General features: G+C 67.3%; 13 protein-coding genes and 1 pseudogene. 9 read left to right on the forward strand and 5 right to left on the reverse strand.

Features of this window, described 5'->3' with window-relative positions:
• Both BT264_RS26535 and BT264_RS26540 read right to left on the reverse strand, forming a co-directional pair.
• Nucleotides 1-525, reverse strand: a pseudogene (locus BT264_RS26535) (integrase); the annotation flags it as partial.
• Nucleotides 526-1,025: 500 nt separating this feature from the next.
• Entirely contained in the window at nucleotides 1,026-2,414 is a 1,389-nt protein-coding gene (locus BT264_RS26540; RefSeq protein WP_072442306.1) for an MFS transporter, read from the reverse strand.
• Here BT264_RS26540 and BT264_RS39345 point away from each other — a divergent pair.
• Both BT264_RS39345 and treA read left to right on the forward strand, forming a co-directional pair.
• Nucleotides 2,365-2,658, forward strand: a complete 294-nt coding sequence (locus tag BT264_RS39345; protein WP_177318409.1) for a hypothetical protein — start codon at nucleotides 2,365-2,367, stop codon at nucleotides 2,656-2,658. The genes BT264_RS26540 and BT264_RS39345 overlap by 50 nt on opposite strands.
• A gap of 89 nt (nucleotides 2,659-2,747) precedes the next feature.
• Entirely contained in the window at nucleotides 2,748-4,487 is a 1,740-nt protein-coding gene (gene treA / locus BT264_RS26550; RefSeq protein WP_072442310.1) for an alpha,alpha-trehalase TreA, read from the forward strand.
• Between the two features lie 111 nt (nucleotides 4,488-4,598).
• On the opposite strand, the gene BT264_RS26555 is transcribed toward treA, so the two are convergent.
• Nucleotides 4,599-6,086, reverse strand: a complete 1,488-nt coding sequence (locus tag BT264_RS26555; RefSeq protein WP_072442311.1) for a carbohydrate porin — start codon at nucleotides 6,084-6,086, stop codon at nucleotides 4,599-4,601.
• A gap of 118 nt (nucleotides 6,087-6,204) precedes the next feature.
• Nucleotides 6,205-6,474, reverse strand: a complete 270-nt coding sequence (locus BT264_RS26560) for a hypothetical protein (protein WP_072442312.1) — start codon at nucleotides 6,472-6,474, stop codon at nucleotides 6,205-6,207.
• Between the two features lie 1,059 nt (nucleotides 6,475-7,533).
• Between BT264_RS26560 and BT264_RS39350 the strand changes: the two genes are divergently transcribed.
• Together BT264_RS39350 and BT264_RS26565 are read left to right on the forward strand one after the other, a co-directional pair.
• Nucleotides 7,534-7,674, forward strand: coding sequence for a hypothetical protein (locus BT264_RS39350; RefSeq protein ID WP_165948028.1), 141 nt, complete (start codon nucleotides 7,534-7,536; stop codon nucleotides 7,672-7,674).
• A gap of 115 nt (nucleotides 7,675-7,789) precedes the next feature.
• Nucleotides 7,790-9,436: an Nramp family divalent metal transporter gene (locus tag BT264_RS26565; protein WP_072442314.1), complete on the forward strand. Its 1,647-nt coding sequence runs from the start codon at nucleotides 7,790-7,792 to the stop codon at nucleotides 9,434-9,436.
• A 120-nt stretch (nucleotides 9,437-9,556) separates the two neighbouring features.
• On the opposite strand, the gene BT264_RS26570 is transcribed toward BT264_RS26565, so the two are convergent.
• Entirely contained in the window at nucleotides 9,557-10,462 is a 906-nt protein-coding gene (locus BT264_RS26570; protein WP_072442503.1) for a helix-turn-helix transcriptional regulator, read from the reverse strand.
• A 284-nt stretch (nucleotides 10,463-10,746) separates the two neighbouring features.
• Between BT264_RS26570 and BT264_RS26575 the strand changes: the two genes are divergently transcribed.
• From BT264_RS26575 to sctD, 5 genes are all read left to right on the forward strand, one after another.
• The gene (locus tag BT264_RS26575) at nucleotides 10,747-11,580 is read left to right on the forward strand and encodes a helix-turn-helix transcriptional regulator (RefSeq protein WP_034180515.1); all 834 of its coding nucleotides are present in this window, start codon (nucleotides 10,747-10,749) and stop codon (nucleotides 11,578-11,580) included.
• Between the two features lie 242 nt (nucleotides 11,581-11,822).
• Nucleotides 11,823-14,030 (forward strand): type III secretion system export apparatus subunit SctV, encoded by a 2,208-nt coding sequence (gene sctV, locus BT264_RS26580; RefSeq protein WP_072442316.1) that lies wholly within the window; start codon nucleotides 11,823-11,825, stop codon nucleotides 14,028-14,030.
• Nucleotides 14,027-14,305, forward strand: a complete 279-nt coding sequence (gene sctS, locus BT264_RS26585; RefSeq protein WP_006480854.1) for a type III secretion system export apparatus subunit SctS — start codon at nucleotides 14,027-14,029, stop codon at nucleotides 14,303-14,305. Before sctV ends, sctS begins: the two co-directional genes overlap by 4 nt.
• A complete protein-coding gene (gene sctC / locus BT264_RS26590; RefSeq protein WP_072442318.1) occupies nucleotides 14,305-16,344 on the forward strand; it encodes a type III secretion system outer membrane ring subunit SctC in 2,040 nt (679 codons plus the stop codon). The genes sctS and sctC overlap by 1 nt, the downstream gene beginning before the upstream one ends.
• Complete coding sequence (gene sctD, locus BT264_RS26595; protein WP_072442320.1) at nucleotides 16,325-17,683, forward strand: type III secretion system inner membrane ring subunit SctD; 1,359 nt, start codon at nucleotides 16,325-16,327, stop codon at nucleotides 17,681-17,683. Before sctC ends, sctD begins: the two co-directional genes overlap by 20 nt.
• The last annotated feature ends 28 nt before the right edge of the window (nucleotides 17,684-17,711 follow it).

Consider the following 17,711-nt stretch of genomic DNA (forward strand, 5'->3'; position numbering starts at 1 on the left):
GTAGACCGTGTGATGCAGACGATAAGCCTGCGAACGTCGCAGGTTGTACAGGTGAGAGGCTGAAAGGTGCTGCAGGCGCACGTAGCGCTCATCGTTGTAGACCTGATACATCCGGCGCAGCACCACGACCATCGCCGGTCCGGAAAGCCTGCCGTACTCGCGCTCGGTCTGGGCGAGCGTGAAGATGTCCTCATCGGTGTAGCGGCGGGCGAAGGCATTCGCGGGCGAGCCCTTTAGCCATGCGAGCCTTTGCCCTTGCACCCAGCGTTGTACCAGCCGTGTCATGTGAGCTCGGCTGAAGCCGCTAAAGCGGCGCAGATAGCGCAGCACGAGCCCCCGGTGAGTTCGCTTGAGCCGGTCGTAGCGAAAGCGCCGTAGCACGGAGGCGACCCATTCGCGCCGTTCGTGAGGGCACGCGGCGGGTGCGAAGTCGAGCGTCTGTGTGCCGTCGAGGACGGCACGCACTTGGTCCAGGGCGCGGATTTGCGATTCGTTCAAGTTGATGATCATCCGGTAAATGATCATCCACCCCGGTGCTCCAGTGTCGGTCAACCCGTGTGTGTCGGGCCGACAACAGGCTCATTTGCATTGGAAACGCGCCAAAGGCGCTACACAAGAACCAGCGAAGACCCTCGCCCAGGCTCCTGTTCCATTGGAAAGCGCTGATGCAACGCGTCTGACAATGCTTGACAGATGCGTTTCGCAAGTTTCCCTATAGTGCAGAGCATGGCGCGACGACAAGTGCGCGCAACGATTCCGCTTCCGACGCACATATGTCCATGGCACGCAGGAAGCGAATCCGGGATTCTCAACCCCCATCGGGAGACCCGGAGCCCTGAGCGGACATCCATGCGGCTGAGCACCGGCCCCGTGTGGATGTCCGCTGATTTTTTTGTTTTTCCGGTTTTTCGCCGGCTGCCGCGCGACGTGTCATGCCGCGGCACGCGTTTCCCCCGGCCGCAGCGCGCGGGACAGGTCGTCGTGTTTTGCCGCGCCGCAACGCGGCGAACCGAAATGTTTGCCGCTTATTGCCGCTTGCCGCGCGCGACTTCGTCGCCGGCGCCGGGCGGCAGCCGCCGCGTGATCGGAATCGACGCGAACGAGCACAGCCCGACCACGACGAACGCGGGCCAGAAATCCGACCACACCATCGTCTGGTGGCCCTGCAGCCAGTGCGACACGTGCAGCACGATACCGGCCACCGTCACGCCGAGCCCGAGCGACATCTGCTGCACCACGCTGCCGAGGCTCGTGGCGCGCCCCGCGTCGCGCGGCGAGATGTCCGCGTAGATCATCGAGTTCAGGCTCGTGAACTGCAGCGCGGGGAAGATGCCGCCGACGAGCACGATCAGCCAGATCGCCCAGGTCGCCATGCCGGGATGGAACACGCCGTACGCGGCGATCGCGAGCCCCGCGAATGCCGCGTTGTAGATCAGCACCGTGCGAAAGCCGAAACGGCGCAGCGTATGCGTGGCCGTCGAACGGCTCATCGCGCCGCCGAGCGCGGACGCGCACGTGATGAGCCCCGAATGGAACGCGCTCATGCCGAGCCCTTCCTGCAGCGCGAGCGGCAGCAGGAACGGCACCGCGCCAAGGCCGATGCGGAACAGCGACCCGCCGACAACGCTCGCGTGGTAGGTCGGGATCTTCAGGAAACTGAGGTCGAGCACCGGGCGCTCCTTGCGGCGCGCGTACGGCACGTAGAGCGCGAGCAGCACGGTGCCGGCCACGCACATCACGATCGCGTTCGAGCGCGAGGTGAGCGAGCCGTCGAGCAGCGTAAGGCCCATCAGCAGCAATGCAGCGCCGCTTGCCGACAGCAGGAAGCCGAACCAGTCGAGCGGGCCCGGATCGGGCTCGTGCGTGTTCGCGATGTGCTTGCTCGCGAGATAGATCCCGTAGATGCCGATCGGCACGTTGATGAAGAAGATCATCCGCCAGTGCAGGTAGGTCGTGATGAAGCCGCCGACGAGCGGCCCGACCGTGGGCCCGAACAGCGCGGGAATCGCGAGGTAGTTCATCGCGCGCACGAGATCCGAGCGCGGCACCGCGCGGAAGATGATGATGCGGCCGACGGGCACCATCATCGCGCCGCCGACGCCTTGTATGAAGCGCGCGAACGTGAGCACGCCGAGGGAACTGGAGGCCGCGCACATCAGCGAGCCGACGACGAAGATGCCGATCGCGGTGCGGAAGACGGAGCGTGCGCCGAAGCGGTCGGCGAGCCAGCCGCAGATCGGGATGAACACGCCGAGCCCGACCACGTAGGCCGTGATCGCAACGTTCAGCGTGACGGGGTTGTGCCCGAAGTCCCTCGCCATCGCGGGCAGCGCGGTGACGATGATGTTCGCGTCGACGCTTTCCATGAACAACGCACAGGCAACGATGAGCGGTGCTAGAAAGACGGGCGACATGGGCTGGGCGCGCGGTAAAGACGCCATTATGCCCATATTGTTGTCGATGCGTCACGCGCGGCAACACTTGTTCCGCATGTTGCAACAGTCGTTCCTGCTTCCGCGCGCGAAAGAAGAGACGACCGCCGCGCCGGCTGCGGCGCATGACACGACACATGACATCGACCTGTCGCTGCGGCCGCGAAACTTGCGTGCGGTGCACGTTTTATGCGACAGTCGGACCCACTCGCAACACAACCTATGACGCGCATCGATCGAGGGCCATCGAGACGAGCGCGCGCGCGAACGAGACCTCGTGCCGAGCCACTCACCATCGAAAGGAGGGGACACGCCATGACGTCACGTCGTGCCGCATCGATTGCATCTCGCTTCTCACGTCGCTTCTCGCGTCATCATGCACCGCGTCATGCGCCGCCCGCGCCGCGTCTGCGCTGGGCCGCCGCACTGGCCGTTGCGTATCTGGCCGTCGCCGGCTGCGCCGCGCAGGCCGACAATGCGAACCAGGCCGCCGCTCAGGCGGCCAGCCAGTCGGCCGTGCCGACCGCGGCCGCGATTGGCGTCCCCGCGTCGGGCACGCTGCTGCCGCCGCCGAGCCAGCTCTACGGCGACCTGTTCGTCGCGGTGCAGACCGCACAGATCTATCCCGACCAGAAGACCTTCGTCGACGCGACGCCCGATACCGATCCCGCGACGATCGTGCAGTTGTATCAGCAACAGAAATCGCAGCCGGGCTTCTCGCTGAAGACCTTCGTCGGCCAGCATTTCACGCCGCCCCCGGAAGGCGGCGTGACGCCGCCGCCGAACCAGACGCTGCGCCAGCACATCGACTGGCTGTGGCCGCAGCTCACGCGCACGAGCGTCACGGTGCCGCAATACAGTTCGCTGATTCCGCTGCCGAAGCCGTACGTCGTGCCGGGCGGCCGTTTCCGCGAAGGCTACTACTGGGATACCTATTTCACGATGCTCGGGCTGCAGGTGTCGGGGCGGGAGGATCTCGTCGACGACATGCTCGACAACTTCGCGCATCTGATCGACACGATCGGGCACATCCCGAACGGCAACCGCACGTACTACGCGAGCCGTTCGCAGCCGCCGTTCTTCGCGTACATGGTCACGCTCGCCGCGCAGGCCGAAGGCGACAAGGTCTACCAGAAATACCTGCCCCAACTGCGCAAGGAGCATGCGTACTGGATGCAGGGCGAAACCGCGACGCCGCGCGGGCAGGCCGCGCGCAACGTGGTCGCGATGCCCGACGGCGCGGTGCTGAACCGCTACTGGGACGCGAGCGACACGCCGCGCGACGAGTCGTATCTCGAGGACGTGACGACCGCGAAGTCTGCGCCCGGCCGTCCGGCGAACGACGTGTACCGCGACCTGCGCGCAGGCGCCGAAAGCGGCTGGGACTACAGCTCGCGCTGGTTCGGCGACGGCAAGACGCTCGCGACGATCCGCACGACGTCGATCGTGCCGGTCGACCTGAACAGCCTGATGTTCCATCTCGAGACGACGATCGTGAAGGGCTGCGCGGTCACGCGCGACGTCGCATGCGTGACCGACTTCGCGGGGCGCGCGGCACGGCGTGCGGCCGCGATCAACCACTATTTGTGGAACCGCCGCGGCTACTACGGCGACTACGACTGGCAGTTGCGCAAGCCGCGCGACGGCGTGACGGCGGCCGCGCTGTATCCGCTGTTCGCGGGCGTCGCATGGCCCGAGCGCGCGAAGGCGACCGCGCGCGAGGTGCGCAAGACGCTGCTGAAACCGGGCGGCCTCGCGACGACGACCGAGAATACCGGCCAGCAGTGGGACGCGCCGAACGGCTGGGCGCCGCTGCAGTGGATCGCGATCGACGGGCTGCGTCGTTATGGCGAACCGGCGCTCGCGAAGGACATCGGCACGCGTTTCCTGTCCGACGTGAAGCATGTGTATGCAACCGAAGGCAAGCTCGTCGAGAAGTACGTGGTCGAAGGCGCGGGCACGGGCGGCGGCGGTGGCGGCGAATATCCGCTGCAGGACGGCTTCGGCTGGACCAACGGCGTCACGCTGAAACTGCTCGGGCTGTACGGCGAGTGACGCACGGCGCCTGCGGCGTGTTCAGCGCGCTACAGGCGAACGCACGGGCCGGACTGTCGCGCAAGCGGCCGTCCGGCCCGTTTTCGTTTCCGCTTCCGTATGCGGCTTGTGTCAGAACGTGATCGTCGTGCGCACGCCGACCACCGTTTCGTCGCCGATGCGCGCACCCGCCGCGTTCGGGTTCGGGATGCCGCCGCCCGGACGGAAGAAGTGCTGCAGGTCGGCTTGCAGTTGCCACCACGGCGCGACCTGGTACTGGTAGGTCGCCTCGACGACCGTCTCTGCCCGGCGCACCGGATAACCGGGCGTCGTGTAGGTGCCGGTGTCGCCGTCCAGGCCGCGCGCACGCGAGCCGATCTTCGCGTAGCCGACCGCGATGCCCGCGACGTCGTTGTCGCGCCCCTTGAACGGCGCCTTCAGCGTTACGCCTGCATTGGCGGCGAAGTCGACGATATTGCGATCGCCCGGCGCGCCCATCACGCGCGCGAACACGCCGACCGAGCGCGGGCTGTCGTCCGACGGCCGCCAGACCATCTGGTCCGCGACCGCATAGAGCCCGTAGTTGCCGCGATGGGTGGCGGGAATGCCGTTGCTCGCCGGATTCGCGAGCGACAGGCCGTCGGTGCCGTAGCGCGGATCGTTCGCATGCTGCGACTGATACCAGAAGCCAAGCTTGTAGGTGCCCGGCAGGCCGGCCGGTTGCGGCGCCTTCGGGTCGGCCGGCGGCGCGTTCAGCGCGTACTGCACTTCGCCGATCACGAACGCGCCGCTGCGCAGGTTGAAGTTGGTGCCGTGCGCGTTCAGCACCTGCGCGTCGCCGTCGGTGCGGCCGGCCGGGTTGCCGTCGAATACGCCGACCATTGCGGTCCATGCATCGGCCGGCTTCACGCGCAGCCGCACGCCGAGCGATGACAGCGGATACGCGGGGCCGCCGGACGGCAGATCGGTGGATGGCAGCACGGGCCAGCCGAACGTGGCGTTCATGAACGTCGCCGCGTTCTGGCTCACCATGAACTCCTGGTCGACGCTCTGCTGGCCGATTTTCACGTCGACCTTGCCGTCGAGCAACGACTGCTGGTACCAGAGCTCCCACAGGCGCGTAGTCGAATTCGCTTCGATGCCGGTCGCGGTCTGCAGCGTCTGCAGGTAGCGCTGCGTGGCGTTGGTGCCGTGGATCTGCAGCGCCGACACGTTGAACGTGCCGCCCGGCAGGCCGATTGCCTTGCCGGTGTCGACGTTGAAGCCGAATTGCGTGAGCCCCTGGTAGGCTCCGCCGCGCTTCGTGCCGCCGGACGTGTTGTACAGATACTCGCTGGTTTCCTGCAGGCTCAGCGTGACGCCGTGATCGCCGAGCAGGTCGCGCAGGCCGCCCATGTTGCCGAGCAGGTTCGAGCGCTCCCACAGGCCGGTGGGGGCGGGCGCGGCAGCATCGGCGGCCTGTTGTGCGGGAGCGGCGGCGTCGCTGGCGCCGGCCGCCGGTTCGGCCGCGGCCGGCGGCGACGATTGCGCGAATGTGGGCGCGGCGGCAAGCGACAGCAGCAGCGCGGCGAGCGCATTGACGCGCGGCTTGCGCGGAACGGGTTCGAGATGGTTCTTCATGCGGATTCCGTCGGCGATTTGATTAGTTAGACTGAAGAAAAGAATACGTGATGCGGGACGCGTGGCGAGGCGCTCGCGCGGCGGCACATGGCGCGTGGCGCCACCGCGCGCCGAGGGCTTACGGCAGCCAGCCGCCTACGCGCCACACTTGCGCGAAGCCAAGGCGCGATGCAGCCGAGCATAGCAGCGCGGCGAGCGCGACCGCGGCCGCCATCGCGGCGACCAGCATGCAGTCGAGCGGGCGCGGTGCCGCCGGCACGTGGGCGAGTGCCGCGCCGCGCCAGTTGCCGAACGCATGGGCGAGCGGCGAGAGGCCGGAAACGAACGAGCGGTCGCACGCGACGTGCACGATGCGCTTGAGTCTGACCGCGAACGATTGAAAGAACATGACGCTGCCTCCGTCCGGTCCGGCGCAGGCCGGACGACGTGATCGAGCGCGGGCGTATGACGCGGCCTGCGATCGGAGGTTGGAACATGACGGAGCGTGCGACTGATGAACCGGCGATGGCCGGCCCGGGAGGAAGCGCGCTAACCCGACGAATGCGAGCTAGCGGCGAAAGACATGCGTCTGGCTGCTATCTCGCGATGGCTTGGCCGGCCTGGACCGGCATCGAACTGCAACTAGAGCATGTGTCCACGGAGGGACTCCCTTGATGAATTGGGGCGGATTGTAGTCGCGACTTTTGCTGCGGTGCAAGTAAAAAGCGCAGAAAAGACGATGTGTGTGGTGTGCGAGTTGCGGCGGCACGCAGTCGGCAAGCAGAGGGCGCTGCCGGGCGCCTGCCGTTGTTCGCATGCATCGGCGCGTGACCGGTTCGTGACGTGCTGAAAGGTTTCGGTACGTCATTTCAAGGGCAAATCTTTCAGCGTCGCAAGGCGGGAAATTTATTTCTGGAAATGGGGTTTGGAGGGGTTGACTTCACTTTCGGGCGGTTCATAGAATTCGGCATCTTCACTCTTGGGGCCGCCGCCTTGGACGCCTGCAGTAGTCGATCTTCGAACGAAATTTCCGCCTGAGCGACCGACGTCCGCGCCTCATCGAAGCCGCCGTTTGTCCCCCGGGCAAACGGTGCGCGCAGCAGTATTCCGCAGCAACTCCCTACGTGCACCCTGATTCGCGCCGGTTAGCGTGATGCGTTTTCGCATGCGTTGCCCGGTTTCACCGCCGCCTGGCAGGCGGCCGCGTTCGCGCACGCCTCGTTCTGGCGCGCGAACGGCGGCCCGCAAGCCGGACGGCGGTCAACCGTGTTCCCCCGGAACACCGCACAGGAGCCGCCATGAACGACAGTGACAGTTGTCCCTTATGCCCGTTTCACGCACCGACCCTTTTGAACCCGGGTCGCAGGGACACTCCGGCCGACTAGCCTGACACGTCGTTCAGGCCCCGGACTGGCCCCGCGCCCACCACGCGGCCGGCACGCCTGCCGTCGCCGCACGGAGCCAGACCATGAACTTCGGCCTTCTGCTGTCGAACCTGCCGCACGTCGCGGAATCGCGCAACCAATACGACGCGATGCTGACGCTCGATGCCCGTCCGCGGGTGTTCTCCCGCCTGTTGAACCAGCTGAAATCGTTGATTCGCCACTGAAGAAGCGCCGAGCGCGCCTCGGCATGCGCACGCGCGGCTGCCTGCGGGCAGGCCCCGCATACGCATCCCAAGGTCACACGCTCATCGGATAACCATTAGCCGTACGGAACACATCATGTCCACGCCATCCAACGTCTCTCCACCGATCGTCGCGGAACGCAGCGCCGTGCTCGACGAAGCCCATGTCGGCGACATCCGCGGCGCGCTCGGCACGATCGCGCATCACGACACCGCCGCGCGCGGCACATGGTGGGCGCGACTGCGCACGCTGCTCGCGATCATCGGCCCGGGCCTCATCGTGATGGTGGGTGACAACGATGCCGGCGCATTCGGCACCTACACGCAGGCCGGCCAGAACTACGGCACGACGCTGCTGTGGACGCTGCTGCTGCTCGTGCCCGTGCTGTACGTGAACCAGGAAATGGTGCTGCGCCTCGGCGCGGTCACGGGCGTCGGCCATGCACGCCTGATTTTCGAGCGCTTCGGCAAGTTCTGGGGTGCATTCAGCGTGATCGACCTGTTCCTGCTCAATGCGCTGACGATCGTCACCGAGTTCATCGGCATCACGTTCGTGCTGGATTTCTTCGGATTGCCGAAGGTGGCCGGCGTGTGCGTGGCCGCCGCGCTGACGATGGCCGCGGTGAGTACCGGCGATTTCAGGCGCTTCGAGCGGTTTGCGATCGGGCTGTGCGTGCTGAGCCTGCTGCTCGTGCCGGTGCTCGTGTCGATCCATCCGCCCGTCGCGCAGATGACGCGCGATTTCCTCGTGCCGAACTGGCCCGCGCACGCGAAGCTGTCGGACGTGATGCTGCTCGTGATCGGCATCGTCGGCACGACCGTCGCACCGTGGCAGCTGTTCTTCCAGCAGAGCTACGTGATCGACAAGCGCATCACGCCGCGCTTCATGAAGTATGAAAAGGTCGACCTGTGGATCGGCATCGCATTCGTGCTGGTCGGCGCGGTCGCGATGATCGGCTTCAGCGCCGCGCTGTTCGGCGGGCATCCGGAAGCCGGCAACTTCACCGACGCGGGCGGCATCATCGCGGGCCTCGAGAAGTATGCGGGCCGCACGGGCGCGACGCTGTTCGCGGTGGCGCTGCTCGACGCGTGCATCATCGGCGCGGCGGCCGTGTCGCTGTCGACCGCGTATGCGATCGGCGACGTGTTCAAGATCCGCCATTCGCTGCACCGCGGCGTGTCCGACGCGAAGGGCTTCTATCTCGTGTACTTCGGCATCGTCGCGGCCGCGGCCACGCTCGTGCTGATCCCTGGCAGCCCGCTCGGCCTGCTGACCGAAGCCGTGCAGACGCTCGCGGGCGTGCTGCTGCCGAGCGCGACGGTGTTCCTGCTCGTGCTGTGCAACGACCGCCAGGTGCTGGGGCCCTGGGTCAACTCGACGAAGCTCAACGTGTTTACGGGCGCGGTGATCTGGGTGCTCGTGCTGCTGTCGATCATCCTGACCGCGTCGGTGATGTATCCGGACATCAGCGGCGAAGCGATCGTCGACGTACTGGTGGGCGGCACCGTGCTCGCGATTGCCGGCTATCTCGCGACGGTGCTGATTCGCCGCCACAAGCGCGTCGTCGAACCGGTGCTCGATCGCTCGCTGCGCGACACGTGGCGCATGCCGCCGCTCGACACGCTCGAGCCGCAGAACATGACGCTCGCGACGCGGATCTGGATGGCCGTGCTGCGCGGCTATCTGGTGATCGCGGTCGGCCTCGTGATCGTGAAGGTCGTGCAGATGACGCTGCTGAAGTAACGCGGATCGTTTGCCAGGAAGCGGCGCCGGACCCGGCACCGCGCCGCAACCCGCCCATGCCGGCCCGCGAGGCCGGCATGGGCGTTTACACGTTCGCTTTGCGCAAGCGCCGCGCCGCCGTCAGATCAGCTCGAGCTTCGACGTCAGGTACGTGAGCTGGATCCGGTTCGCTACGCCGAAGCGCTTGCGCAGTTTGCGCAGGTGATAGTCGACGTTGTGCGCGCTGGTGTCGAGGCGCCGGCCGATCTCCTTGTCGGATGCGCCTTCGGCGATGCCGAGCAGCAGTTCCTGCTCGAACGGCGTGAGCCCGTTTACCGTACGCTCGCGCGACGTCGCGATCAGTTGCGGCGACGCGAACTTGTGCACCGACAGCCCGATCGACAGCGCCTGCTCGATCGTCGCCGGTGTGATCCATTCGCGCGTGCGGCGCGGCGCGGTGAAGCTCATGAACGCATGCAGCCGCGTGCCGGGCACGGCCATCGAATACATGATGCCGCTGCACATCCCGTCGTCCTGCATCGTCTGCAGGAAACCGTCGAGCGCGGCCGGCGTCACGCACGGGCCGGCGTCGCGCTCGCGGTGTTCGCGGCGTAGCTGCTGCAGGTCCCACACGATCGGCATGTTGCACACGCGCGCGCCGAGCGTGCGCGGATCGACGTCGTGATGGTTGTGCCGCACATAGTCGCCGCGATAGGTGGCCGGCGTGAACGCTTCGTGCAGGTAGAGACTTTCGACACGCTCGCGCGCGAATTCGAGCGCGAAGTACGCGAACGTCGAGAAGCCTGTCAGGTGCAGCAGGCTCGTGACGATCCGGTTGCGCTCGGCCGTGCTCTGCGCATGCGCGAGCGTATCGGCGACGCCGAGCGTCGGCGCGTGCGGCTGCGCGACTTCGCCGCGCTTGACGTCGTCGCACCAGACGACCTGCACGGTACGCTCCCGCAGCGCGTCCGCGCATGCGCTCGACCCGCGCGACGGGCGGGAAAAGGTCTTGGCGACCGCTTCTTCATGCAATGCAATATCGGACATGAGCCATCCCTCGGAATCGACGCGCATCGCCTGGCGGCGGCCGTATCGTATACGGCATTCGCGGCGGTGCGATCGAGCATCGTTTTGATATGCGCCGATCGTCATCCCTGACGAAACGCGGGGGCATTGTACAAAAAATGTCTATGTGCGCGTAATATGCCGTAATACTAATTGCGGCGAAAGGTTCATATTCGCACGCATATAACAACGACCAGAAAATCATAAAGAAAAGACCAGATCGTGACGGGGCGCAGTTTCACATATTGGGAAAGGGCGGGCTCCTCATGACATATGCTGACGGCGCACCACGCGTCGAATGGTTTTCACAGGCCGATATAGCGGCCGCTGCCGCTTATTCGAACGAATATCAGGCAATCGACCGCGACGTTTTTACCGGCATTCAAATTGCACTCGGTAAAACCGACCTTGCTTCGGCCGATTTCGCGCAATGCCATGCGCGATTGCGGCAAATCGGTTTCAGTACGCTCGGTTACGGCGCCTATGAAATGATCGGGCGGCGCATCCTGTGCGCGCATCTGCTGCGCGACCTCGCGCCGGCGACGTTCATGCAGCCGTTTATCGAAGGGATGCTGTACGAGAGCGACCCGCGGTTCGCGCAGGTGCGGCAGAGCGGCTTTCCGGTCGCATGGCGGCTCGACGAGATCGAGGCGGCCGCGCAGGGCAGCGGCGACCGCAAGGTGCTGGCCCTCGCCGGCCATCTGCGCGCGCACGCGATGAACAGCGGCGTGATCTTCAGCCTGTCGGCGCCGCGCCTCGACCTGCGCGTCGCGGTGAACGTGACGTCGGAGACGCACGGTACCGAATGGATCGACGATCGCGTGATCGGCGGCGCGCTGGCCGTGAGCCTCGCCGTGCATCGTGTCGCGCTGCCGTTCCTCGAGGCGCGCATCGCGCGCATGCGCGGCTTCGCGCTCGGCGACGAGCAGCAACAGGTGCTCGACCGTCTCGTGCACGGGCTGTCCGACCAGGAGATCGCGAGCGCGCTGCGTACGTCGCTGCACAAGGTCGGCCACCATATCCGTTCGCTTGAAAAACTCTTCAACGTGCAGAACCGCGCGCAGCTCGCGTACCTCGCCGCACGGCGCCTTCAGCCCTGACCTGACGCACGCGCGGGCGGCCCGCCGAGCGATGGAAGCGGTTCCGGTGATGCGTGCCCGAACGCGTCGCCGGGTTTCGTAGTCCGATCCGATCGCCGCCGGCAAACGCGCTTTCGCGCTACGAGGTGCATCCCTTTTTCCATCGGTTCGCATCGCTACACTCGTCCCATTCAACGGTCCGTGCGGCACGGGGCAGGGTTGCCCGTGCCAGCCGGCGATAACGACGACAGGACACCGGCACGATGGCAGAACCGAAGGCGCTCCCCCGCGACTGGCAGCGGTTGTTTTCCGCTGGCCGCGGCGTGTCCGGACGGCGTCTGCGGGGTGCGTCGCCGCGCGCCGACCTGTTCATCGCCGCGTTCATCGTCGCGGTCGTCGCGCTGTTCATCCTGCCGCTGCCGCAGGCCGCGCTCGACGGGATGATCTCGCTGAATCTCGCCGTGAGTGTCGTGCTGCTGACGGTATCGACCTACGTGCCGTCGGCGGTCAGCTTCTCGTCGTTTCCCGCGCTGCTGCTGTTTACGACGCTGTTCCGGCTCGCGCTGAACATCGCGTCGTGCAAGCTGATCCTGCTGCATGCGAACGCCGGCCACGTGATCGACGCGTTCGGGCGGCTCGTCGTCGGCAACAACGTCGTGGTGGGCGGCGTGGTGTTCCTCGTGATCGCCGTCGTGCAGTTCATCGTGATCGCGAAAGGGTCGGAGCGGGTGGCCGAAGTCGGCGCGCGCTTCTCGCTCGACGCGATGCCGGGCAAGCAGATGAGCATCGACGCGGACCTGCGCGCGGGCATCATCAGTGCCGACGAAGCGCGCGAGCGCCGCGAGAAGCTCGAGCAGGAATCGCAGATGCACGGCGCGATGGACGGCGCGATGAAGTTCGTGAAGGGCGACGCGATCGCGGGCCTCGTGATCGCGTTCATCAATATCGTCGCGGGGATCGCGGTCGGCACGCTGATGCACGGGATGGATATCGGCGCGGCGCTGCAACGCTACGCGATCCTGACGGTCGGCGACGGGATGGCGTCGCAGATTCCGTCGCTGCTCGTGTCGATCGCGGCCGGCATCGTGACGACGCGCGTCGCGACCCGCGATGCGCGGCAGCGCCAGCTCGGCGAACAGCTCGGCGAGCAACTGGGTGCGCATCCGCGCGCGCTGCTGATCGCGGCGCTGGTGCTGGCCGGTTTTCTCGTCGTGCCCGGCTTTCCGAAATGGTCGTTCGCGCTGATCGCGCTCGGCCTCGGCGCGTTCGCGTTCTCGCAGATCAAGCACAAGACGACCGCGCCGAGCTTCAACCTGATTCAGATCGCGGGGCGCGTCGGCACGGCCGACGACGGGCAGCCCGCGAAGGTGTCGCACGCGGCGGGCGTCACGTCGCTGATCGCGGTATCGCTGTCCGACGACCTGCGCACGAGCCTGAACCTCGCGCAACTGCAGGCCGCGCTGTCGAGCGCGAAGGCGCGCGTCGACGCGGATATAGGCACGGTGTTCCCGCGCATCACGCTGAACGACGACGAAGGCGCGGCGGCCGGCACGTACCGGATCTACCTGCAGGACGTGCTCGCCGCGCATGGCGCGCTGAAGCCGGGCTGGCTGCTGTGGGACGGTGTCGCGCCGCTGCCCGAGCGCGCGGAACGCCAGCCGGCCGAGGCGTTCGGCCCGTTCGCGACCGCACTGTGGATCAAGCCCGACGGTGCCGCGCCGGACGGCAAGTGGCTGTCGAGCGAAAGTGCGCTCGCCGCGCACGTCGAGCAGATCGTGCGCCAGCATGCGGACGAACTGCTGGGTATCCAGGAGACGCAGGCGCTCGTGCATCTCGTGCGCCGCGAACACCCCGAACTCGTGGGCGAGCTGACGCGGCTCGTGCCGCTGCAGCGCGTGACCGAAGTGCTGCGCCGGCTGCTCGCCGAACAGGTGCCGATCCGCAACCTGCGCGTGATTTTCGAGAGCCTGATCACGTGGGCGCCGAACGAACCCGACGACGTGATCGCGCTGGTCGAGCTCGTGCGCGTCGACCTGCGCCGGATGATTACCGACCGCCATGCGGGCACGACGCGCCAGCTGCGGGTCGTGCTGTTCGAGCAGAACCTGCAGGAGCGGATCGAGAGCGCGGTGATGCGCACCAAGCAGGGCAATTTCCTCGCGCTGTCGAGCGCGATCAAGCAGGACATCGGCGAACAGGTGCGCGCGATCGTGCAGGCCGCGCAGGCGGCCGGCCCCGGCGGCCACGGCAACGCGCAGGGCGCGGCGCGGCTCGCGGTGATGGTCGCGCTCGGCGCGCGCCGCTATGTGAAGACGATCCTGCAGCCGGTGCTGCCCGAACTGGCGGTGCTGTCGTACCAGGAGGTCGAGGAGGACGTGCAGCTGCACACGATCGGCTGGGTGAAGAACCCGCCGGACGACGGCTCGGTCGGCGCGGGCGCCGACGTGCGCGTGCCGGGAGCCGTGCAATGACGAGCTCGACGATCCTCGACCTGACGCGCCAGGCGCTGATGCTCGTGCTGCTGCTGTCGCTGCCGATCGTGCTGATCGCCACGGTCACGGGCCTCGTCGTCGCGATCCTGCAGGCCGTCACGCAGGTGCAGGACGCCAACATCGGCATCGCGGTGCGGCTGATCGCCGTGATGGTCGCACTCGTGCTGCTGTCGGGCTGGCTCGGCGGCGAAGTGCTGCGCTTCGCGCAGCAGGCGCTGGAACGCATGTTCGTTTCTTCCACAGGAGTCCTTTGATGCGTCGACGCGTCGCCCCGATCCGGTTTCAACCGCGCAGCCTGCAACGGGCCGCGCTTGCCATGTGCGCGACCGCGCTGCTCACGGCGTCGCTGTGCATGGCGCCCGCGCAGCCGGCCCGCGCCGCGGACCTGCGCTGGCGCAACAAGCCGTTCACGATCGTCGCGAACGGCAAGAAGATCGGCGACTTCATTCGCGAACTCGCATCGTCGCAGGGCGTGACGGCGGTGGTCGACCCGAAGGTCGACGGCGTGATCAGCGGCCGCTTCTCGGGCACGCCGCAGCAGACGCTCGACACGATCTGCTCGACCTACGGGCTCACGTGGTACTACGACGGCTCGTTCCTGTACGTCGATCCGGCCGACCAGTCGCAGACGCAGATGATCCCGATCCCGCCGAACGCATCCGGCGAAATCGGCCGCGCGCTGCAGGCGATGCAGATTCCCGACAAGCGCTACACGCTCGTGATCAACGACCGCGCGAACAGCGTGTACGTGGCCGGCCCGCGCCGCTACGTCGAGCTCGTGCGGCAGGCGGTCGGCTCGGTCGGCGATCCGGCGGCGAACGGCGCGCATGCGGACATCCGCGCATTCCGGCTGAAGTACGGCTGGGCGTCGGATTTCACGATCAACCGCTCGGGCAAGGAAGTGACCGTGCCGGGCGTCGCGACGATTCTGAGCCGGCTGTTCGGCAAGGGCGGCGGCACGAACGCACTGCCGTCGAGCACGTCGCTCGGGCAGGCCGCGCGCCAGGTCAAGCTCGGCTCGGGGCTGACGATCGCGGTGCCGCGCCTCGATTTCCCCGATATCTCCGGCGGCCCGCGTTCGGGCGGCTATTCCGGCGACGGCAGCGCGACGGCCGGGTTCTCGCCGTTCTCGAACGGCGGCGGCGACACGCTGCCGCAGATCGTCGCCGATCCGGCGATCAACGCGGTGATCGTGCGCGACCTGCCGGAGAACATGTATCGCTACCAGTCGCTGATCAACCAGCTCGACGAGCGGCCGCGCATCGTCGAGATCAACGTGACGATCATCGACATCAACGAGGATTCGCTCGACAGCCTCGGGATCGACTGGCGCCTGCACACGACGCACGGCGACGTGCAGATCGGCAACGGCGCGAATCCGCTGAACGGCAACACGCAGTACAACGGCTCCGGCAATCCGCCGCTGACGTTCGGCGTCGGCACGTCGGAAACCGGGCAGACGGGCACCTTCCTGCCGACGGGTATCGCGCTGACCGCATCGATCGGCGGCTCGCTGCGCAACTACCTGCTGACGCGCGTGAACGCGCTCGCGCAGAAGGGGCAGGCGCAGTTGCGTTCGAAACCGAAGGTGCTCGCGCTCGACAACACCGAGGCGATCCTCGAGAACCTCACGCAGTTCTACGTGCAGGTGCAGGGCTACCAGGATTCGTCGCTGTACAGCGTGACGACCGGCACGAGCATCAAGGTGACGCCGATGATCGTCGACGAGGCGATCCGCAACGCGGCCGCCGTATCCGGCAATCCGCAGAGCGTGATGATGTCGATCGACATCCAGGACGGCAACGTCGTGCAGGGGCAGGCCGTGTCGAACATTCCGGTGATCCAGCAGCGCAATATCGTCACCAAGTCGATGATCGACGAAGGCAAGAGCCTGCTGATCGCCGGTTTCAACGACGACGAGGTGAAGCTGAACAAGAGCGGCGTGCCCTGGCTGTCCGACATCCCGCTGATCGGCAACCTGTTCAAGTACACCGACAAGTCGGGCAACCACATGGAGCGGTTCTACCTGCTGACGCCGCGCGTGGTGACGACCGCGTCGATGTACGCGCCGGACGGCTCGCCCGTGAACCCGGGCGCCGACCAGCCGGCGAACCGGGAAGGCATGTCGATGTATCGGCCGCCGGATAACGACGTCGCGGTGCCGCTGACGCCGAAGCCGCTGCCCGGCACGAAGTTCGGCCCGCCGGCGCTGCCGCCGCAGCCGAAGGATGCGGCGTCGCAGCCGGCGGCGACGACCGCAGGAGCCACCCCCCATGTCGACGACCATCATTGATCCGCACGGCGACGGCGCATTGCCCGGCAGCGCGGGAGGCGCGGGGGCAGGCGCGGCCGCGCTCGCGTCGCCGTGGAACCTGTGCTTCCTGAGCGGGCCGATGTACGGCCGCACGATGTCGCTCGCGCGCGGCGCGAACTGGGTCGGCACCGCGGCCGATTGCGAAGTGATCCTGCCCGATCGCGAGATTGGTGCGAAACAGGTGTGCCTGCAGGTCGGCGCGCTCGCGGTGACCGTGCAGAACCACGGCGGCGACGCCGGTGCACCGGTGCTGTTCAACGACGAACCGCTCGGCAGCGGCCGCCGCTCGATGACGCCGCACGACGTCGTGACGGTCGGCTCGATCCGGCTCGGCATCGCACGGCACGCGCAGGCGAGCGTCGCGGTGCCCGACGAAACCGACGCGCCGGACGCCGCGCGCGAGGCCGCGTGGCTCGGCTGGCTTACCGGCGGGCTGCGCCGCCTCGGCAGCCGGCGGCTCGTGATCGCGCTGGTCGCGCTGTGGATCGGCGTGCTGCTCGGCGCGCTCGGCTACGGCTTCGTCGCGTGGTCGGGGCGCCTGCCGTGGCAGCACGAATCGGTGCTCGCGCGCACGCACCGGCTGCAGCAACTGCTGCACGCGTATCCGGAGCTGGCCGTCGCGCCACGCGACGACGGCGTGATCGTGTCCGGCTACGTGAGCGACCCGGCCGCGCGCGAACGCGTCGCGCAGATCGTCGCGGGTGTCGACAACGCGGCGCTCGGCAACATCTACGTGGTCAGCGATCTGGTGGCGACCGCGCAGACCTATTTCAGCGATACGGCGCTGACGGTCGCGTATCTCGGCCGCGGCCGGATCGAGCTGACGGGCGCGGCCGCGCGCGCGCAGATCGAGCCGCGCATCCGCAACTACATGAAGGACGCGCGCCCGGCGCTCGAAGTGGTCGATCACGTGCGCGATGCCGATCCGGCCGCGCCGCGCACGACGACGACGCTCGGCGGGATGGCCGGCATCCCGGAGATCACGACCGTGTTCGCCGGCGACGGCGACCAGCGCTATATCGAGACGGTCGACGGCAGCCGCTATTTCGAGGGCGCGCGGCTGAAGGACGGGCCGACCGTCGTGTCGATCGGCGCGGACGAAGTGGTGTTCGAACGCAACGGCCAGCGCATCACGATGCCGCTCGGCGGCGCGTCGGCGAACGCGCCCGAGCAGGCACCCGCGCCGCCCGTGGCGCCGCTCGCGAGCGGTGCGGCGGCTGGAGTCGCGCAGCCGGTGCCGGGGCCGACGCTGTTGCCGGGCGTACCGCAAGCGGGTGCCAAGTCGGCCGGTGCTTCGACGAAGGAGGCGGCGCACTAGCGCTGCGACAGGTCATGCGCATCGCTCG

The sequence above is a fragment of the Burkholderia sp. NFPP32 genome (genome assembly GCF_900119325.1).
In the GTDB taxonomy this organism is placed as follows: domain Bacteria; phylum Pseudomonadota; class Gammaproteobacteria; order Burkholderiales; family Burkholderiaceae; genus Burkholderia; species Burkholderia pyrrocinia_C.